At 64.5% G+C, this 18,391-nt stretch carries 19 protein-coding genes and 1 pseudogene; 14 read left to right on the plus strand and 6 right to left on the minus strand.

What is annotated here, in order from left to right:
- Window positions 1-112 precede the first annotated feature (112 nt).
- The 3 genes from kdpB to G6P99_RS35410 all read right to left on the minus strand — a co-directional run bounded on the left by kdpB (window position 113) and on the right by G6P99_RS35410 (window position 4,161).
- Window positions 113-2,224: a potassium-transporting ATPase subunit KdpB gene (gene kdpB, locus G6P99_RS35400; RefSeq protein ID WP_029079083.1), complete on the minus strand. Its 2,112-nt coding sequence runs from the start codon at window positions 2,222-2,224 to the stop codon at window positions 113-115.
- 24 nt (window positions 2,225-2,248) lie between these two features.
- A complete protein-coding gene (gene kdpA / locus G6P99_RS35405; protein ID WP_029079084.1) occupies window positions 2,249-3,952 on the minus strand; it encodes a potassium-transporting ATPase subunit KdpA in 1,704 nt (567 codons plus the stop codon).
- Window positions 3,953-4,071: 119 nt separating this feature from the next.
- On the minus strand, window positions 4,072-4,161 hold the full coding sequence (locus G6P99_RS35410; RefSeq protein WP_016846764.1) for a K(+)-transporting ATPase subunit F: 90 nt from the start codon (window positions 4,159-4,161) through the stop codon (window positions 4,072-4,074).
- Between the two features lie 506 nt (window positions 4,162-4,667).
- Between G6P99_RS35410 and G6P99_RS35415 the strand changes: the two genes are divergently transcribed.
- The 6 genes from G6P99_RS35415 (at window position 4,668) to G6P99_RS35440 (ending at window position 9,067) form a co-directional block, all read left to right on the plus strand.
- Window positions 4,668-5,132: a hypothetical protein gene (locus G6P99_RS35415; protein WP_029079085.1), complete on the plus strand. Its 465-nt coding sequence runs from the start codon at window positions 4,668-4,670 to the stop codon at window positions 5,130-5,132.
- 13 nt (window positions 5,133-5,145) lie between these two features.
- Entirely contained in the window at window positions 5,146-5,421 is a 276-nt protein-coding gene (locus tag G6P99_RS35420) for a hypothetical protein (RefSeq protein WP_029079086.1), read from the plus strand.
- A 176-nt stretch (window positions 5,422-5,597) separates the two neighbouring features.
- Window positions 5,598-5,852, plus strand: coding sequence for a hypothetical protein (locus tag G6P99_RS35425; protein WP_035976331.1), 255 nt, complete (start codon window positions 5,598-5,600; stop codon window positions 5,850-5,852).
- Between the two features lie 9 nt (window positions 5,853-5,861).
- Window positions 5,862-6,806, plus strand: coding sequence for a 4-hydroxy-tetrahydrodipicolinate synthase (gene dapA / locus G6P99_RS35430; protein WP_051346060.1), 945 nt, complete (start codon window positions 5,862-5,864; stop codon window positions 6,804-6,806).
- Between the two features lie 124 nt (window positions 6,807-6,930).
- A complete protein-coding gene (locus tag G6P99_RS35435) occupies window positions 6,931-8,316 on the plus strand; it encodes an NfeD family protein (protein WP_035976375.1) in 1,386 nt (461 codons plus the stop codon).
- Window positions 8,306-9,067, plus strand: a complete 762-nt coding sequence (locus tag G6P99_RS35440; RefSeq protein WP_029079089.1) for a slipin family protein — start codon at window positions 8,306-8,308, stop codon at window positions 9,065-9,067. The genes G6P99_RS35435 and G6P99_RS35440 overlap by 11 nt, the downstream gene beginning before the upstream one ends.
- Here G6P99_RS35440 and G6P99_RS35445 read toward each other — a convergent pair.
- Both G6P99_RS35445 and G6P99_RS35450 read right to left on the minus strand, forming a co-directional pair.
- Window positions 9,037-9,228 (minus strand): hypothetical protein, encoded by a 192-nt coding sequence (locus tag G6P99_RS35445; protein ID WP_035976332.1) that lies wholly within the window; start codon window positions 9,226-9,228, stop codon window positions 9,037-9,039. The genes G6P99_RS35440 and G6P99_RS35445 overlap by 31 nt on opposite strands.
- Before the next feature lies 1 nt (window position 9,229).
- Window positions 9,230-9,499, minus strand: coding sequence for a hypothetical protein (locus G6P99_RS35450; protein ID WP_029079090.1), 270 nt, complete (start codon window positions 9,497-9,499; stop codon window positions 9,230-9,232).
- Window positions 9,500-9,757: 258 nt separating this feature from the next.
- Between G6P99_RS35450 and corA the strand changes: the two genes are divergently transcribed.
- The 3 genes from corA (at window position 9,758) to lon (ending at window position 13,748) form a co-directional block, all read left to right on the plus strand.
- Window positions 9,758-10,774 carry a magnesium/cobalt transporter CorA gene (gene corA / locus G6P99_RS35455; RefSeq protein WP_029079091.1) on the plus strand — a complete coding sequence of 339 codons (1,017 nt, stop codon included), beginning with the start codon at window positions 9,758-9,760 and terminating at the stop codon, window positions 10,772-10,774.
- Window positions 10,775-10,954: 180 nt separating this feature from the next.
- Complete coding sequence (locus G6P99_RS35460; RefSeq protein WP_029079092.1) at window positions 10,955-11,359, plus strand: Hsp20/alpha crystallin family protein; 405 nt, start codon at window positions 10,955-10,957, stop codon at window positions 11,357-11,359.
- A gap of 10 nt (window positions 11,360-11,369) precedes the next feature.
- Window positions 11,370-13,748 (plus strand): endopeptidase La, encoded by a 2,379-nt coding sequence (gene lon / locus G6P99_RS35465; RefSeq protein WP_029079093.1) that lies wholly within the window; start codon window positions 11,370-11,372, stop codon window positions 13,746-13,748.
- 124 nt (window positions 13,749-13,872) lie between these two features.
- On the opposite strand, the gene G6P99_RS35470 is transcribed toward lon, so the two are convergent.
- Window positions 13,873-14,067 carry a hypothetical protein gene (locus tag G6P99_RS35470; RefSeq protein WP_035976334.1) on the minus strand — a complete coding sequence of 65 codons (195 nt, stop codon included), beginning with the start codon at window positions 14,065-14,067 and terminating at the stop codon, window positions 13,873-13,875.
- 215 nt (window positions 14,068-14,282) lie between these two features.
- Between G6P99_RS35470 and G6P99_RS47760 the strand changes: the two are divergent.
- From G6P99_RS47760 to G6P99_RS35490, 5 genes and pseudogenes are all read left to right on the plus strand, one after another.
- Window positions 14,283-14,431: pseudogene (locus tag G6P99_RS47760) on the plus strand (S16 family serine protease); the annotation flags it as partial.
- A gap of 146 nt (window positions 14,432-14,577) precedes the next feature.
- Window positions 14,578-15,648, plus strand: coding sequence for a PAS domain-containing sensor histidine kinase (locus G6P99_RS35475; protein ID WP_029079094.1), 1,071 nt, complete (start codon window positions 14,578-14,580; stop codon window positions 15,646-15,648).
- A gap of 44 nt (window positions 15,649-15,692) precedes the next feature.
- Entirely contained in the window at window positions 15,693-16,268 is a 576-nt protein-coding gene (locus tag G6P99_RS35480) for a response regulator (protein ID WP_245284552.1), read from the plus strand.
- Between the two features lie 211 nt (window positions 16,269-16,479).
- Window positions 16,480-17,745, plus strand: a complete 1,266-nt coding sequence (locus G6P99_RS35485) for an amidohydrolase family protein (protein WP_035976338.1) — start codon at window positions 16,480-16,482, stop codon at window positions 17,743-17,745.
- Window positions 17,746-17,804: 59 nt separating this feature from the next.
- Window positions 17,805-18,353: a DUF1097 domain-containing protein gene (locus tag G6P99_RS35490; RefSeq protein WP_029079096.1), complete on the plus strand. Its 549-nt coding sequence runs from the start codon at window positions 17,805-17,807 to the stop codon at window positions 18,351-18,353.
- Window positions 18,354-18,391: the final 38 nt, after the last annotated feature.

The raw sequence follows: 18,391 nt of genomic DNA on the forward strand, positions 1-18,391 counted from the left end.
GGTCTCCTAGTTCTCTTTCGTCATTGCGAGCGAAGCGAAGCAATCCATGGTTCAGCACGGGGATCGATGGATTGCTTCGTCGCTTCGCTCCTCGCAATGACGGTTGTACGGGTTACGCCAGGCCCAGGGCGGCGACGATGAGGTCGATCGCCTTGATGCCGATGAACGGGATGATGATGCCGCCGAGGCCGTAGATCATCAGGTTGCGGCCGAGCAGCGCGCCGGCACCGACAGCGCGATACTTGACGCCCTTCAGCGCCAGCGGGATCAGCGCGATGATGATCAGCGCGTTGAAGATGATCGCCGACAGGATCGCGCTCTGCGGACTTGCCAACCGCATCACGTTCAGCACCTCGAGCTGCGGATAGAACGCGAGGAACATCGCCGGGATGATCGCAAAATATTTCGCGACGTCGTTGGCGATCGAGAACGTGGTCAGCGCACCGCGGGTCATCAACAGCTGCTTGCCGATCTCCACCACCTCGATCAGCTTGGTCGGGTTGGAGTCGAGGTCGACCATGTTGCCGGCCTCGCGGGCGGCCTGCGTGCCGGTGTTCATGGCGACGCCGACATCGGCCTGGGCGAGCGCCGGCGCGTCGTTGGTGCCGTCGCCGCACATCGCGACCAGCTTGCCCTTGGATTGCTCGTCGCGGATCAGCTTGAGCTTGTCCTCGGGCGTTGCCTGCGCCAGGAAGTCGTCGACGCCGGCCTCGGCCGCGATCGCGGCCGCGGTCATCGGATTGTCGCCGGTGATCATCACGGTGCGGATGCCCATGCGGCGCAATTCCGCAAAGCGCTCACGGATACCGCCCTTGACGATGTCCTTCAGATGCACGACGCCGAGCAGCTTGCCGTCCTTGGCGACGGCCAGTGGCGTTCCGCCGGCCTTGGCGATCTCGTCGGCGATCGACTGGATCTCGCGCGCTTCCGCGCTCATCGTCGCCGCGACCGCACGAACGGTGTTGCCCGACGCGACCGTGCGGTGCGAGCCGCCGTCGACATAGCTGAGGATCGCGTCGACCGCGCCCTTGCGGACCGACGAGGAGCCGGCATCGATGCCGCTCATGCGGGTCTGCGCGGTGAACGGCACGAAGGTCGCGGCAAGCTCATGCATGTCGCGGCCGCGGATGCCATACTTCTCCTTGGCGAGCACCACGATCGAACGGCCCTCCGGCGTTTCGTCGGCGAGCGAAGCGAGCTGCGCCGCGTCGGCAAGGTCCTGCTCGGAGACGCCGCGGATCGGACGGAACGCGGTCGCCTGGCGGTTGCCGAGCGTGATGGTGCCGGTCTTGTCCAGGAGCAGCGTGTCGACGTCGCCGGCGGCTTCCACCGCACGGCCGGACATCGCCAGCACGTTGAAGCGCACCAGGCGGTCCATGCCGGCGATACCGATCGCCGACAATAGCGCGCCGATCGTGGTCGGGATCAGCGTGACGAACAGCGCCACCAGCACCACGACCGAGATCGAGCCGCCGGCATAGGCCGCATAGCTCGGGATCGTCACCGTGGCGAACACGAAGATGATGGTGAGGCCCGCGAGCAGGATGTTGAGCGCGATCTCGTTCGGCGTCTTCTGCCGCTCGGCGCCCTCCACCAGCTTGATCATGCGGTCGATGAAGGTCGAACCCTGCGCCGCGGTGATGCGGACGCGAATCCAGTCCGACAGCACCTGGGTGCCACCGGTGACCGCCGAACGGTCACCGCCGGATTCGCGGATGACCGGCGCTGACTCGCCAGTGATCGCCGCTTCATTGACCGAAGCGACGCCTTCGATCACCTCGCCGTCCGACGGGATGTTGTCGCCGGCCTCGACCAGCACGACATCGCCGACCTTCAGCGAGGTGCCCGGCACCATCCGGTAGGTCCGGTCGGTGCCGGTGAGCAGCTTGGCCTGGCTCTCGGTGCGGGTCTTCTTCAGCGATTCCGCCTGCGCCTTGCCGCGGCCTTCAGCGACCGCTTCGGCGAAGTTGGCGAACAGCACCGTGAACCAGAGCCAGAGGATGATCTGGAAGGTGAAGCCGAGATTGGCGCCACCGGTGACGAGGTCGCGCACGAAGATCACGGTGGTCAGCGCGGCCACGACCTCGACGACGAACATCACGGGATTCTTCGCCATCAGGCGAGGATCGAGCTTGACGAAGGCCGACCAGATCGCCGGCACCAGGATCTTCGGGTCGAGCATGGTCGACGCCGTCACCTGCTTCTGCAGTTTCATGGTTTCCATGGATGTCACTCCGGACGTATCGGATCAAAAGAGGGTGTTAGCGTTCATGGCGAGGTGCTCGACGATCGGCCCGAGCGCCAGCGCCGGGAAGAAGGTCAGGCCGCCGATGATCAGGATGACGCCGATGACGAGGCCGACGAACAGGCCGCCGGTGGTCGGGAACGTGCCCGCCGAGGCCGGGATCGACTTCTTCTCGACCAGCGATCCCGCGATCGCCATCGCCGGCACGATCATGAAGAAGCGGCCGACGAACATCGCAGACGCGAGCGTCAGGTTGTAGAACAAGGTGTTGCCGGTGAGGCCTCCGAACGCCGAGCCGTTATTGCCGGTCGCCGAGGTGAAGGCATAGAGCACCTCGGTGAAGCCGTGCGGGCCGGCATTGGCCATCGAGGCCACCGCCGACGGCAGCACCACGCCGACCGCGGTCCAGCCGAGATACATCAGCGGCAGCACCAGGATCGCGAGCATCGCCATCTTGACCTCGCGCGCCTCGATCTTCTTGCCGACATATTCCGGGGTGCGGCCGACCATCAGGCCGGCGACGAAGATCGCCAGCACGACGAACAGCAGCATGCCGTAGAAGCCGGCGCCGACGCCGCCGATGATGACTTCGCCGAGTTGCATGTTGATCAGCGGGATCATGCCGCCGAGCGCGGTGAAGCTGTCATGCATGGCGTTGACCGCGCCGCAGGAGGCGGCGGTGGTGACGACGGCGAACAGCGAGGACGCGACGATGCCGAAGCGGACCTCCTTGCCCTCCATGTTGCCGCCCGTCAGGCCGAGCGCCTGCAGCGCCGAGGTGCCGTTGGCTTCCGCCCAATAGGTGACGACAACGCCGGCGACGAACAGGATGCCCATCACGGCGAAGATCGCCCAGCCCTGGCGCTCGTTGCCGACCATGCGGCCGAACACGTTGGTCATCGCCGCGCCGAGCGCGAAGATCGAGATCATCTGCACGAGGTTCGACAGCGCCGTCGGATTCTCGAACGGGTGCGCGGCGTTGGCATTGAAGAAGCCGCCGCCATTGGTGCCGAGCATCTTGATCGCGACCTGCGAGGCCACCGGGCCGAGCGCGATGGTCTGCTTGCCGCCTTCCAGCGTGGTGGCGTCGACATAGGCGCCGAGCGTCTGCGGCATGCCCTGCCAGACCAGGAACAGCGCATAGACGATGCAGATCGGCAGCAGCACATAGAGCGTGCAGCGCGTGACGTCGACCCAGAAATTGCCGACCGTGCGCATCGACGAGCGGGTAAAGCCGCGGATCAGCGCCATCGCGAGCGCGATGCCGGTCGCCGCCGACAGGAAGTTCTGGTGGGTCAGGCCGAGCATCTGGACCAGATAGGACAGCGTGCTCTCACCGCCGTAGTTCTGCCAGTTGGTGTTGGTGATGAAGGAGATCGCGGTGTTGAACGAGAGATCCTCGGCAACCGCGGACTGTCCGGCCGGGTTGAACGGCAGCACCGCCTGCAGCCGCATCAGGCCGTAGATGAGGGCGAAGCCGCCGACATGGAACAGCAGCATGGCGACCGTATAGGTCAGCCAGTGCTGCTCGCGCCGCTCGTCGACGCCGCCGACCCAGTAGATGCCGCGCTCGACCGGGCGCAGCACGGGCGAGAGGAAGGTGCGCTCGCCGTTGAACACGCGGGTCATGTACCAGCCGAGCGGTTTGACCAGCGCGATCACGATCGCGCAAAACAGAATAATTTGAATCCAGCCGATGACGGTCATTGCGTCAAGCCTTTCGAATGGGTGCGAAGCGCAGCAGCGACGCGAACAGGCCGAGCAGCAGCCCGGTCAGCACCGCGTCGGCTAACAGAATTGTGCAAAGCGCGAGCATTGCGGACCGCCTAGAAGCGTTCGGGCCGCAGCAAAGCGTAGGTGAGGTAGAACAACAGGCCGAGCGAGACGAGGCCGGCGAGCGAATAATCGAAGATCATCGCCGCCTCCCTTACAGCCGTTCGCAGGCGTAGGCGTAGCCGATGCCGGCCGCGAAGAAGCCGATCGCGAGCGCCGCCATGAGAATGTCCATCATGTGAGACTCCTATGGTCACAGGGCGCGGGCGACCGTATAAGCGCTCCGCGCCGGGTGGTGGTGAGGTGCCATCCGGGGCATAGGTTTTCGAGATGTGGCGCATAAGGACGTTATAGGAATCCTATAAAGGTCCGTGCCTCTCCGCCGTCGTCCTGGCGAAAGCCAGGACCCATAACCACCGCGCTTGGTGATGAACGAGATAGGCGGCCCCAGCATCGCCCAACGATTTCCATCCGGGGTAATGGGTCCTGGCTTTCGCCAGGACGACGACGTGGGTTCCATCTTTATGGAATCCCTATATCTCCGCCCCTCGCTTCATCTCGTTTTCAAATGGCTATCCGGCCATTTTGGGCCTGCGGCCAATGCCTTGAACCACTCCTTCTTGGGCCGCGCGTAGAACGAGATGACGTCATGTCCGTGCTATCCCAAAACTCCTCGACCGACCTCGGCGACCGGCTGCGCGACGCTTATGCGGTCACTGCAGAGTTCATGGCCGACATCATCAGCCAGACCTGCCGGCGCTTTCCGTCGGTCGGGCAGAACGGCAAGAGCGCCCGTGTCGAGCGCCTGATCCAGTCCGGCGCCTGGACCGATGCAGCGATCGCGCTGCTCGATCTCGAACTGCCGCAATGGCAGGTCCGCCGCCTGGTCTATGACGAGGGCGAATGGCATTGCGCATTGTCGCGCGAACGCGAACTTCCGGACTGGCTCGACCAGTCGATCGAAACCCGCCACAGCGATCTCGCGCTCGCGATCCTCAGCGCCTTCGTCGAGGCACAGCGGATCAGCGCGCCCGACAGTCGGACCAGCGTACCCACCGTCCGCCGCGACACGCGCTCGCTCTACGAGCCGCTGTTCGTCGACAATATCGGCTGACGGCGGCCCCGCCGTGAACACCAAGCAACTGCCGCGACAGCTGCGGTCGGCCCAGGTCCTGGTCCGGTTCGGCTTCCGGCTCGCCATCATGATCGGCTTCGCCGTGTTCGCCGGCACAGGCTTCGGCAAGGGCCTCGTCACGCTGCTCTGGATGTCGGCGCTGATCTGCGCGCTGGCCGGGCTCGTCAAGCGCGAGATGCCGTTTGCCAAAAACCTCAATCACTGGGACGAGATGACCGCCTATGTCGCGCTGTGCGCGCTCGGCACCGGCATCGTCCAGCGCCTCTGAAATCACCCCTCAAATCCTATGCCGCTCCTATGAAGTCGCTGCTCGCACGCGCTCGATTTCATATCCGGCAAATCAGACATTGATCGCGTGACTGTGACTGAAGCGTTTTCGAGCGAAATGGATACCGGTTCGCGTGAAGAAAACGCGTCAAAAACAAAAGAGCAAGGACTACCACCGTGAAACTCGTCGAACCTCCCTCGTGTAGCGCAGCGTCCACCATTGTCTTCATCGGCCGCAACCACCGCGGCCAGTGGGTCGCCCAGCAACAGAACGGCCTCTATGGCGGCCTATTCGTCAACCGCGCCCAGGCCGTCAAATACGCGCTGTTCGAGAACGGCCAGCACCCTGAAATGATCATCGAGCTGTCGCGCGAGATCGAGCTCGATATGCGCGGCGAGACCGCGAACCTCCCCGCAAGCCGCGTGGCCTGAGCCACCCCCATGACTGCGAAAGCGGCGACTGCGAAAGCGGCTTCGAAAGCGGACACGGCCGAATGGCTGTCGGGCTTCATCCCCGATCTTCCGACCCCCTTCAACCATCAGGGCGAGATCGACGCCGAGGCGTTCGCACGGCTTTGCGAGCGCCAGATCGCGGCCGGCGCCACCGCGCTGGTGGTGGGTGAGACCGCGGGCGAAAGCTCGACGCTTGAGCCCGCGGAGCGCGTGCAGCTGGTTCGCATCGCGGCCAGCATCGCGCGCAAGCGGGTCCGAATCATCGCCGGCGCCGGGTCGAACGCAACCGATCGCGCGGTCACGTTCACCCGGACCGCAGCGGCGGCCGGCGCCGACGCCATCATGTCGGTCGTGCCCTATTACAACAAGCCGATGCCACAGGGCATGGCCGCGCATTTCCAGGCCGTCACCGCGGCCACCACGCTGCCGGTGATCCTGCACGACATCCCGTCGCGGACGGTGAAGGGCCTTGCGGATGAGACGCTGCTCGAGCTCGCCGCAGCGCCACGCATCGTGGGATTGCGCGACGGCGGCGGCGACGTCGCCCGCCTGGCGCGCCTGCGCCTACGCCTGCCGGCAACGTTCCGGATGCTGACGGGCGACGACAATTCATCGCTCGCCTATATCGCGGCCGGCGGCGATGGCTGCATCTCGGCCGTGGCGAACGTCGCGCCCGATCTGTATGTGGCCGTTCACAGGCATTTTCGCGCGGGACGGTTGTACCAGGCGCGGGAGTTGCACCAGCGGCTGGTGCCGCTTGCAACCCTGTTGGAGCGCGAGCATCCCGCCGCCTTGAAATTCGCGCTGGCGCTGCTCGGGTTCATGCAGCCGGCGACGCGGCCGCCGATCGTCCAACTCAACGGATCGGCGAAAGCCGAGCTCGCGCAGGCGATGGCCGAGCTTGCCGACGAATACCTCGCCGCCGCGCAGTGAGATGTGCCGGCCCGACGCAAGTCATCGCAATGCACAATGGCACGCGCCGGCATCGCCCGTGACACCACGCCCATATTGAGGTTCCGAAGCGGCGCCCCATATTTTCGGCAAGGGAGTGCTTGCCGTGCAGACCTTAAGGGCAGCCCTCGTTGCGGCGACCGCGCTCATCGCCCTCTTTGTCTCCATCCGTCCCGGTGCCGCGGAGGACAACAGCCGCCTCGCCGTGACCGTTTCGATCGATGGAGCCATCGGGCCAGCGTCGGCCAGCTATGTGAAGGGCGCCCTGGCCAAGGCCGCCGAACGGCGCGCCGAGCTTGTCGTGCTGCGGCTGAATACGCCGGGTGGTCTGAACACCAGCATGCGCGAGATCATCGCCGACGTGCTTGCCTCTCCTGTCCCCGTGGTCGGTTATGTCGCCCCCTCCGGCGCGCATGCGGCGAGCGCCGGAACCTACATACTCTATGCGACGCACATCGCGGCGATGGCGCCAGGCACCAACATCGGGGCCGCAACGCCGGTGCAGATCGGCGGCGTACCGGGCCTGCCCGGCCCCGACAAGGACGCCAAGGATGGTGACCGCCAGCAGCAACCGAAGGATACCATGACGGCGAAGGCGACGAATGACGCCGTCGCTTTCATCCGCAGCCTCGCCGAGCTGCGCGGCCGCAACGCCGACTGGGCCGAGAAGGCGGTGCGCGAGGCCGCCACCCTGTCCACCAACGCTGCGCTGCAGGCCAATGTCATCGAGATCATCGCACGCGATCCGGCCGATCTGCTCAGACAGGTCGACGGTCGGACGGTGGAGGTCGCAGCCGGCAAGACGCAACGGCTTGCAACCAAGGACATCGCGATCGAAGCGATCGAACCCGGCTGGATCTCGCGCCTGCTTGCGGTCATCACCGATCCCAACGTTGCGTTCATCCTGCTGATGGTCGGCATCTACGGGCTGATCTTCGAATTCATGTCGCCCGGCATGGTCGCTCCGGGGGTCGTCGGCACGATCTGCCTGCTGCTCGGCCTCTACGCTCTCAATCTGCTGCCGACCAACTACGCGAGCTTCGCCCTGATGCTGGTCGGGATCGCGCTGCTCGCCATCGAGGCCTTCAACCCGACGGTCGTGATCGGCGCCGGAGGGCTTGTCGCCTTCGTGCTGGGCGCGCTGATGCTGTTCCGGGACGAGACGCCGGGCTACGGCCTGTCATGGTGGGTCATCGGCATCACCGCGGCGGCGCTTGCTGCCTTCCTGGTTGCCGTGCTCGGCGCGCTGCGCCGCGCCGCGAAAGAGCAGCTGCGCCTCGGTGCCCAGGCCATGCAGGGCCTGTCGGCCGAGGTGCTCGACTGGTCCGGGACATCAGGTCACGTCTTCACCAATGGCGAGCGCTGGCAAGCGCGCGGCACCGAGACGTTCCAGTCCGGAGAGACCGTCGAGGTCGCCAAACTGATCGATTTGACGCTGGTGGTGCGGCGCGCGCCGATCGCCACCGGCAGGGAGGTACAGCATGATGCTTGATTATTTCGGCTATGCGGCGCTGGCGCTGGTCGTCGTGATATTCCTGACGCAGGCCGTTCGTGTCCTGCGCGAATATGAGCGCGGCGTCGTCTTCACGCTGGGCCGCTTCACCGGCGTGAAGGGCCCCGGGCTCTTCCTCCTGATTCCGATCGTGCAGCAGCTGGTGAAGGTCGATCTCCGGGTGGTGGTGCAGGTGGTGCCACCCCAGGACGTGATTTCGCGCGACAACGTCTCGGTCAAGGTCAACGCCGTTCTCTACTTCCGCATCGTCGATCCCGAACGCGCCATCATCAAGGTCAGCGACTATATGGCTGCGACCAGTCAGCTTGCACAGACCACGCTGCGCTCGGTGCTCGGCAAGCACGAGCTCGACGAGATGCTCGCCGAACGCGACCGGCTCAACGCCGATATCCAGGAAATCCTCGACAAGCAGACCGACGCCTGGGGCATCAAGGTGACCGGGATCGAGATCAAGGATATCGATCTCAACGAAACCATGGTGCGGGCAATCGCCAAGCAAGCCGAGGCGGAACGGTTGCGGCGCGCAAAGGTGATCAACGCGATGGGCGAGCAGCAGGCCGCCGAGAAGCTCGTCGAGGCCGGGCGGATCCTCGCGCAGGAGCCGCAGGCCATGCAGCTCCGCTACTTCGCGGCGCTGCAGGACATCGCCGGCGAGCGCTCCTCAACCGTGGTGTTTCCGCTGCCGATGAATCTGCTCGATCACCTGACGCGCCGGAGCGAGGCAACCTGACCCGGCTGATGCTTGGCCCGCCAGGCCGGTCCCGGGCCGCGCATGTAGTGCGCCTCGGGCCGGTAAGCGCTAATCGGCTCCTCGCCGATCCAGGCGAGGAATTTGAACAGCCCCTCTGCCGCACTGCGCAGCAGGACACGGATCGATGAAACGATACGCATCTCAATAGTCCCACTTCTCGCCGAGCACGACCGGCGGGCGCGGATATTTCTCGGCATCGCCGCCGCGCGTGTTCAGGTTCATCCGCGCCCAGTCCTCATGGCCGCGATGCAGCAAGAGCTCGTTGCGCAGACGATGGATCTTCGCGGCGGCGATCGAGCGGTGGATCGCCCTGAAGCCAAGGACGATCCGCCGGATCGTCCGCTTCAGTACGGGGCGGATGGCACCGGCCGAACCGCGCGGCCGGACATCGTGCAATTGAAGCAAGGTCATGTCCCACCTTCCTGTTGGCGGCGCGCGAGCGCACCGCGTCAGGACAAAAGATGCCGACAACACCGTAGGAATTCGAGAGGACCCGCCGCGATGCGGCATAGGAGCCGTATAAAGACCAGCCAATCCGCAATGGGATGCACCCCATGCCGCCCCACAAGCCGGGACGCAACGTCTCGGCGTGTTGACCGGCGCCCATACAGTGCTAGCCTTTTGGCAACGAATAGCGTCAAGCGGGTTCGATAACCGAGGGTGGAGACCATGGACCTCGTATCGCCAACCGACGCAACCGCCGGGCCCGTCAATTCCGATGGCGTGATCGCGGCAGGCGTCTACGTCGAAGGACGACGCATCGCCAACATCGCGATCGACGAAGCCGCGAACTGGCGCAGCAAGCCGGACCATGTGGTGTGGATCGGCCTGCACGAGCCGGACATCACGCTGCTCAGAAGCCTGCAGCGGCAGTTCCAGCTGCACGACCTCGCGATCGAGGATGCGAACCATGCACATCAGCGGCCGAAGATCGAGCAATACGGCGACGCGCTGTTCATCGTGGCACGCACCGCGCAGCTCGACGGCGAGAGCATCGCCTTCGGCGAGACGCATCTGTTCGTCGGCGAGGGATACATCGTCTCGGTGCGCCACGGCGCCTCGACGTCCTACACGCCGGTCCGCGAGCGTTGCGAGAGTTGCCCGCGCGCGCTCGCCCGCGGCGAGGACTACATTCTCTATGCGATCCTCGATTTCATCGTCGACAACTACTCACCGGTGCTCGAGACGATCCAGGAGGAGGTCGAGGCGATGGAGGCGGAGGTGCTTGCGAGCGCGATGACGCGGGCGCAGATCGAGCGGCTCTATCTGCTGCGACGTGACCTGCTGCGTCTGCGCAACGCGGTCGGGCCGCTGGTGGAGGTCTGCCGCAGACTGGAGCGCGACGACCTGCCAATGGTGCGCGAGACCATGCGCCCGCTGTTCCGGGATGTCACGGATCACGTCCGCACCATCCAGGAACGGATCGATGCCCTGCGCGAAGTGCTCGCCTTTGCGTTTGAAGCAAGCCTGCTAGTCGGTCAGGCGCAGGAAACGGCGATCTCCAAGAAGCTCGCCTCATGGCTTGCGATTGTTGCCGTGCCGACCGCCGTCGCCGGCATCTACGGCATGAATTTCAAGTACATTCCGGAGCTGCAATGGGAGTACAGCTATTTCGTCGTGATGGGCCTGATGCTGGTCGCATGCGGCGGGCTGTTCTGGCGATTCCGGCGTTCCGGCTGGCTGTAGGCAGCGATCCTAACATCGAGCCATCCTGGTCCGGGCAGAGTGCAGCGGCGCATCGCACACGTGCCGCAAATCGCGAGATTTCGGACAATTTTACCTCCCCGAACGGCGACGCGAGGGGCCGGTTTACGGTCGGCGGCAAGACCGGTAACCTTGGCTCCCAATGCGACGTGGAGACTGCCCATGGGCCCCAAGGATCCGATCAACTGGATGCTGACCGACGCGATCGAGGCGCTCGCCCGGGCCGAACGGTTGCACCAGAGTTTCCTGAACCTGCGCCCGCAGGCGGGCAGCGAGCCGAGCTGGGAACCGCCGATGGACGTGATCGAGACGGACGAGGAGATCCTCATCCTGGTCGCGCTGCCGGGGGTCGACCCCGATGAGGTCGAGGCCGCGCTCGACGGCGGCACGCTGGTGATCTCAGGCCGCCGCATCCTGCCCGCAGAGCTCCGCGACGCCCGCATCCTGCGCCTCGAGCTGCCGCAGGGCCGGTTCGAGCGCCGGATCGCGCTGCCGACCGGCCGCTACACCATCAGCCGCTTTGCCGCGCATGGCTGCGTCGGCCTGCGGCTTGGCAAATCGAGCTGAGGATTTCGACATGGCTGCTTCAGACATTTCAGGCTCGACCACGGCATCGGCGCCGATCCCCAGCGACGCGCTGGTCATCATCGCGGTGCGCACCACCGTGCTGTTTCCCGACGTCATCATCCCGATTTCGATCAACCGCGCCAAATCCATCGCCGCGGCCCAGCAGGCGGTGCGCGAGCAGCGCCAGATCGGTATCCTGCTGCAGCGCGACCCCGAGGCGGACGATCCCGGCCCGGACGGGCTGTACCGTGTTGGCACCGTCGCCAACATCGTGCGCTACATCACCGGCGCCGACGACACCCATCATCTGGTCTGCCAGGGCGTGCAGCGCATGCGCGTGCTCGACTATCTGCCCGGCACGCCGTTCCTCGCGGCCCGCGTGCTGCAGATCCCCGAGCCCACCACTACCTCGCCCGAGATCGAGGCACGCTTCCTCAATTTGCAGCGCCAGGCGCTGGAAGCCGCGCAACTCTTGCCGCAGACGCCGCCCGAATTGATCGCCGCGCTGCAGAGCGCGACCTCGCCGGCGACGCTCGCCGACCTTGCAACCTCCTACATGGACATCAAGCCGCCGGAGAAACAGGACATCCTGGAAACCATCGATCTCGCGGCGCGGATGGACAAGGTGTCGCGGCATCTCGCCGAGCGCATCGAGGTGCTGAGGCTGAGCCAGGAGATCGGGCAGAAGACCAAGGCGGTGTTCGACGAGCGGCAGCGCGAGGCAATCCTGCGCGAGCAGATGGCGACGATCCAGCGCCAACTTGGCGAAGGCGACGGCAAGGCCGCCGAGGTGGCCGAGCTGACCAAGGCGATCGTCGAGGCCAAGATGCCGCCGGAAGCCGAAAGCCAGGCCCAGAAAGAGCTGCGCCGCTATGAGCGGATGCCGGAAGCGGCAGCCGAGTCCGGCATGGTGCGCAGCTATCTCGACTGGCTGATCGACCTGCCCTGGAGCCTGCCCGAGGAGAAGCCGATCGACATTGCCGAGGCACGCAAGATCCTCGACCAGGACCATTACGGGCTGGAGAAGATCAAGAGCCGCATCATCGAATATCTCGCGGTGCGCAAGCTCGCGCCCGGCGGCAAGGCGCCGATCCTCTGCTTCCTCGGACCGCCCGGCGTCGGCAAGACCTCGCTTGGGCAATCGATCGCGCGCGCGATGTCGCGGCCGTTTGTCCGCGTCTCGCTCGGCGGCGTGCATGACGAGGCCGAGATCCGCGGCCACCGCCGCACCTATATCGGCGCACTGCCCGGCAACATCATCCAGGCGATCAAGAAGGCCGGCGCGCGCAATTGCGTGATGATGCTGGATGAGATCGACAAGATGGGCCGCGGCATCCAGGGCGATCCGTCGGCCGCGATGCTCGAAGTGCTCGACCCCGAGCAGAACGGCACCTTCCGCGACAATTATCTCGGCGTGCCGTTCGACCTTTCGCGCGTCGTGTTCATCGCCACCGCCAACATGCTCGACGGCGTCCCGGGCCCGCTGCTCGACCGCATGGAGCTGATCAGCCTTCCCGGCTACACCGAGGACGAGAAGCTCGAGATCGCCAAGCGCTATCTGGTGCGTCGCCAGCTCGAAGCCAATGGGATCAAGGCCGAGCAGGTCGAGATCGATCCGGACGCGCTGCGGCTGATCATCAAGAGCTACACCCGCGAGGCCGGCGTTCGCAACCTCGAGCGCGAGATCGGCAAGGTGTTGCGCAACGTCGCGGTGCAGATCGCCGAAGGCAGCACGAGCCACGTCACCATCGCGCCAAAGGACATCGTGTCGCTGCTCGGCCAGCCGCGGTTCGAAAACGAGATCGCGATGCGCACCAGCATTCCCGGCGTTGCCACCGGGCTGGCCTGGACCCCGGTCGGCGGCGACATCCTGTTCATCGAGGCGTCACGAACGCCGGGCCGCGGCGCGCTGATGATCACCGGACAGCTCGGCGACGTCATGCGCGAGAGCGTGCAGGCCGCGCTGACGCTGGTGAAGAGCCGCGCCACCCAGCTCGGCATCGACCCCGGCGTGTTCGAGAAGAGCGACATCCACGTCCACGTTCCCGCTGGTGCTACGCCGAAGGACGGCCCGAGCGCGGGGGTAGCGATGTTCACCGCCCTCACCTCGCTCCTGACCGACCGCACCGTGCGCAGCGACACCGCGATGACCGGCGAGATATCGCTGCGCGGTCTCGTGCTGCCGGTCGGCGGCATCAAGGAGAAGGTGGTCGCGGCCGCAGCCGCGGGCCTGACCCGGGTGATGCTGCCGGCGCGCAACAAGCGCGACTACGACGACATCCCCGCCGGCGCCCGCGCCAAGCTGGAGTTCATCTGGTTGGAGCGCGTCGACGACGCGATCGCTGCGGCCCTGGAGGCCGCGAAGACCACGCCTGCCGCCGCGGAATGAAAGCGAGCAGCATCCGGCTAGAGCATTTCCGGTTCTGATTGAATCAGAACCGAAGCTCCAGCTTTTTGTTTTGACGCGCTTTCTTCACGCGAACCGAGGTCCACTTCGCTCGAATACGCGCCAGCTAGCCCGCACGACGCCCCTTGAAATACCCGGCGTTCGTCGTGTTCTGCTTGATGTTGGCCGTGTCGCCCTGCTCTGCAGGGTTGCCCACCGCCTTGGTGGATGACGTGTCCTTCTTGACCTCCACTCCGCCACCCGTGCCCTTGGGGCTGCGGTTGGCCGGCGGGATCGGCGGCATCTTGTGGTGACGTGACATGGTTACGCCTCCAACTGCTGTCGGTCTCTGACTCGCTTTGAACTGCGCGATGGGTCGTCCACGACGCGATCCGGGCGAGCAGGACAGCCTTAGCGCCTTCCCGATATCAGACGCCTCAACATTTTTTCAGCGATGCGACAGGGCCGCTTACTTGATTTTCGCAGGCGGCCTTCTCCGGACCGTCCGTGAGACCTGGCCTCGAAGACGGCGCCCCCGGCCTCGTGCTACCGGTCGGCGGCATCAAGGAGAAGGTGGTCGCGGCCGCGGCCTGACCCGTGTGATACTGCCGGTGCGCAACAAGCGCGACTGCGACGACATCCCCGCCGGCGCTCGCGCCAAGCTGGAGTTCATCCGGCTGGAGCGTCGACGATGCGATCACACGCCGCGGCAAGCGGTGATTGAACATCCCTCCATCCGTTTCGCATTTGCGAAGAAAGCGACGGCGCCTCGCGCACATACTACAGACGATTTTCCACTATGCAGGTATCGCGAAGTTGATAGTGTTCGACGATGACCGGCGATGGACAACAGGAGCGGCAACGAGCGCTGCTCGACAATATTCCTGACATGGCATGGCTCAAGGATCGCAAGTCGCGCTATCTTGCCGTCAACTCGGCCTATCTGAAAGTCGTCGGCCTGCCTGAACAAGAGGTGATCGGGAAAGCCCCATCGGAGGTATGGCCGCCCGAGATCGCCAATGTCTATCTGCGCACCGATCTCGCCGTCCTGAAGAGCGGCAGACGCCGGCGGTACGAGGAATCCCGTCCCGACAACAACGGCGAACTGCGTTGGTTCGAGACCATCAAAGCCCCCATCCGCAATGATGCCGGGCGCATCGTCGGGACCGTGGGCATCTCCCGCGATATCACCGAGCGAAGGGCGGCAGAACACGAGCTTCGCCGCTCCAGGTCGCAGTTGCGCGAGCTGTCCTCATACCTTCAGTCGGTCCGGGAGGAGGAGCGCACGAGAATCTCAAGGGAACTTCACGACGAGCTGGGTCAGACACTCACGGCGATGAAGATCCAGTTGACCTGGATCCGGGACCATCTGTTCTCGTCGCCAGACGTCCTGCGCCTCCATATCGACCGACTCGTTTCTGTCGCAGATCGTTCGGTGACCGACCTTCGACGCATAGCGGCCGACTTGAGGCCCATCATGCTGGACGAACTCGGTCTCGTCTCTGCGATCAAGTGGCTGACGCAGAACTCCACCGAGATGAGCGGGCTCGACGTCTCCCTGTCCTTTGATCGGGAGGATATTGCCTACAGCAAGGATGTGAGCACGGGCGTGTTCCGCATCGTCCAGGAATCACTCACGAATGCGCTCCGCCACGGACATGCGAGGCAGGTCGACATCAGCGCACGGCACGTCGCGGACGAGCTACAGCTCGAGATCGTCGATGATGGCCGCGGTATCGACAACGTGATATTGCCGCGCGATGGCTTGGGCCTCGTGGGCATGCGTGAGCGCGCCTTCTCCCTCGGAGGATCGATCGACGTTTCCGGCGCTACGTATAGCGGAACGCGCGTGTCGGTGCGCATTCCGCTCCACGTTTCCGAGGAAGTCCGGACCGGGCGATGACACGTCTCATCATCACCGACGACCACACGATCTTCCGCGAGGGATTGAAGCAGATTCTCGCGGATCAGGCCGATATTGATATCGTCGGCGAGGCGCGAAGCGGCGAGGAACTGCTGGGGCTGCTGGAAACGACGCCGTGCGAAATCGCGCTGCTCGATCTCTCCATGCCTGGAATCAGCGGGATTCCGCTGCTCCAGCTGCTCAAGGCCAAGCATCCAGGGATTCGCATCGTCGTCCTCAGCATGCATGAGGAGCATCAGTACGTCATCGAATCGCTGAAGGCCGGCGCCGCGGGATACGTCACCAAGAATAGCGCAAGTCATCAGCTGATCCAGGCAATCAGGACCGCTGCGCGCGACGAGATGTTTGTCAGCGCGGCGACGCGAGAAGCTGCCCGGCGCCCGCTGGTGGCGGAATTCCCGCATATCCGATTGACGAAACGCGAACGCGAAGTCTTCGATATGCTGGTTCTTGGACGCAAGATCACCGACATCGCCCGCAGGCTCAATCTGAGCATCAAGACCGTGAGCACCCACAAGGCGAACCTGATGGAAAAGATGGGGGCTGCGACGGTCGTCGACCTGGTTCACTACGCGCTCCGAAATCAGCTCGTCGAGTGATCTGCCCGACATTCCATCCGACCGGTTTTACGCGGCACTCCTGCAACCCCGGGGACGCCCCGGCAAGGAATTCACGCCGGCATTTCTAGGATTATTCCTAGCCGCCTCCTAGGAACCCACCGATTATCCCGCGGCAGGTTCTGCCCTAGGCTTCTCAACGCGTCGGGGAAACAAAAAGCAAAACTCCGACGAAGCCAGGGAGGAATCATCGATGGAAATGGTCGTTCGCCAGGTTCGGCTTAGCGACGAGCAGCCCCTCATGGATATCGGAATTCGCGGAGGGCGAATTGCGGCGATTGAGGAAAGCCTCGACAGGGTGGGTGAAGAGGAGATCGATGCGGAGGGCCGCGTCGCCATGCCTGGCTTCATCGAACCGCACCTGCATCTCGAAAAGGCGTTTGTGCATCGACGGCTGCCCGCTCGTTCGGGAACCCTGGAAGAAGCCATCCGGGTCACCGGAATCCTCAAGGCGAAGCAGGAGCGGAGCGATGTGCTGGAGCGATCGCGCAAGGTTCTGGACATGGCGGTCCGCAACGGCACGGTCTTCGTTCGCGCCCATCCGGATGTCGACCCGATCCAGGGACTGATCGGAGTCGAGACCGCTCTGGAGCTGAAGGACGAGTACAAGGATCTGCTCGATCTGCAAATCGTTGCCTTTCCCCAGGAAGGCCTGCTGAAGACCGCGGGCGTGATCGATCTCATGGAGCAGGCCATAGCGATGGGCGCCGACGTGGTCGGCGGCTGTCCCTATAACGAGCTGAGCTGGGACGATACGTGCAAACATGTCGACAAGGTGTTCGATCTGGCCTTGAAGCACGATCTCGACATCGACATGCACGCCGACTTTGCCGACGACACCGACGACAGGCGCTTCGCCGCGGCGGAATACATCGCGCGAAAAACCATCGATACGAATTATCGAGGCAGGGTCGCGCTGGGCCACATGACGAGCCTTGGTGCTCTGACGTCCGAACAGGCGAAGCCGGTCATTGATCTGCTGCGGGAAGCGGACATCACCATCGTCACGCTGCCCGCCACGGACACCTATCTCGGCGGCCGGAAGGACGACGCGCGGCCACGTCGTGGCCTGGCACCGGTGCGCGCGTTGCACGCCGCCGGCGTCAATGTTGCCTACTCCTCGAACAATATCCGCAACGCCTTCACCCCTTTCGGGAAGGCCGACCCGCTTCAGATCGGCAATCTGCTGGCCCATCTTATCCAGTTTGGCACGCCCGAACATCAGCTCGAGGTTCTCAGGATGGGCACCTCCAACGCTGCGCGTGCGGTGGGGCTGTCCGATCAATACGGTCTGGCGGTGGGCAAGCCGGCGGACATCGTGATCTTCGACACGTTCGCCTTCGCGGATGTGTTGCTGGACATTCCGCCGCGCTCCTGGGTTCTCAAGCGCGGACGCGTGACGGTCGTTACCCGGCACGAGAGTCGAATCTGCAGGGAATGCGGCCACGCCCATTCGTGATGGGCGAGCGTAGCGGAAGCCGAACAAACAAGCAAAAGCACCAAGCGAGGAAACCACACATGACAAAGCTGCCAGCCGAAGTTGTCGCGTCACTTCTAGCCGTCACCACGATCTTCATCAGCATGACCTCGTTCCACTTCCCGCCGTGGGCGATCTTCATCACCTGGGCGGGCACATTCGCGGCCGGCGGGCCTTCCATCGGCTTGTTGAAGAAGTTCTGGCCCACCATGATCATCGGCGGCATTTTCGCCTACATCATCGTGGTTTGCTTCAAGTTCTCGGCGCAGCACCTTACGGGGACTGCCCAGATCCTCGCCGAGTGCGTCATCCTGTTCGTCTTCAACGGCGCAATGATGCTGCTGGGACGCATTCCTGCCCTCAGCTTCGTCCCGGGAATGTTCTTCGGCTTCGCATCGTACTTCGCAACCGTGTTCGGCGGATTTGGGCCGGTACCGGGCGATCCGCTCGCCGCACTGGCGGCCTCGCTCCTGATGAATCTGCTGGGACCGATCTACGCCTGGCTGACGGCGCACTTCGGAGCTCACCACCATCATGCCGAAACCGCAGATCAGCGCCTGCCTGAGGTTGTTCCCTCCCGACAGGCGTGACGTGCGGAAATCATGCTCAGGCAAAAGGGGCCGGGATC

Source organism: Bradyrhizobium sp. 6(2017) (genome assembly GCF_011058295.2).
Classification (GTDB): Bacteria; Pseudomonadota; Alphaproteobacteria; order Rhizobiales; family Xanthobacteraceae; genus Bradyrhizobium; species Bradyrhizobium septentrionale.

Excerpts from the sequence above, each read along its gene's own strand:
- G6P99_RS35445 (WP_035976332.1), bottom strand. The coding sequence starts at position 9,228 with ATGCGTATCGTTTCATCGATCCGTGTCCTGCTGCGCAGTGCGGCAGAG.
- kdpB (WP_029079083.1), bottom strand. The coding sequence starts at position 2,224 with ATGGAAACCATGAAACTGCAGAAGCAGGTGACGGCGTCGACCATGCTC.
- lon (WP_029079093.1), top strand. The coding sequence starts at position 11,370 with ATGGCTGCTTCAGACATTTCAGGCTCGACCACGGCATCGGCGCCGATC.
- G6P99_RS35460 (WP_029079092.1), top strand. The coding sequence starts at position 10,955 with ATGGGCCCCAAGGATCCGATCAACTGGATGCTGACCGACGCGATCGAG.
- G6P99_RS35485 (WP_035976338.1), top strand. The coding sequence starts at position 16,480 with ATGGAAATGGTCGTTCGCCAGGTTCGGCTTAGCGACGAGCAGCCCCTC.
- G6P99_RS35450 (WP_029079090.1), bottom strand. The coding sequence starts at position 9,499 with ATGACCTTGCTTCAATTGCACGATGTCCGGCCGCGCGGTTCGGCCGGT.
- dapA (WP_051346060.1), top strand. The coding sequence starts at position 5,862 with ATGACTGCGAAAGCGGCGACTGCGAAAGCGGCTTCGAAAGCGGACACG.
- G6P99_RS35440 (WP_029079089.1), top strand. The coding sequence starts at position 8,306 with ATGATGCTTGATTATTTCGGCTATGCGGCGCTGGCGCTGGTCGTCGTG.
- G6P99_RS35415 (WP_029079085.1), top strand. The coding sequence starts at position 4,668 with ATGTCCGTGCTATCCCAAAACTCCTCGACCGACCTCGGCGACCGGCTG.
- G6P99_RS35490 (WP_029079096.1), top strand. The coding sequence starts at position 17,805 with ATGACAAAGCTGCCAGCCGAAGTTGTCGCGTCACTTCTAGCCGTCACC.
- kdpA (WP_029079084.1), bottom strand. The coding sequence starts at position 3,952 with ATGACCGTCATCGGCTGGATTCAAATTATTCTGTTTTGCGCGATCGTG.
- corA (WP_029079091.1), top strand. The coding sequence starts at position 9,758 with ATGGACCTCGTATCGCCAACCGACGCAACCGCCGGGCCCGTCAATTCC.
- G6P99_RS35475 (WP_029079094.1), top strand. The coding sequence starts at position 14,578 with ATGACCGGCGATGGACAACAGGAGCGGCAACGAGCGCTGCTCGACAAT.
- G6P99_RS35410 (WP_016846764.1), bottom strand. The coding sequence starts at position 4,161 with ATGATCTTCGATTATTCGCTCGCCGGCCTCGTCTCGCTCGGCCTGTTG.
- G6P99_RS35470 (WP_035976334.1), bottom strand. The coding sequence starts at position 14,067 with ATGTCACGTCACCACAAGATGCCGCCGATCCCGCCGGCCAACCGCAGC.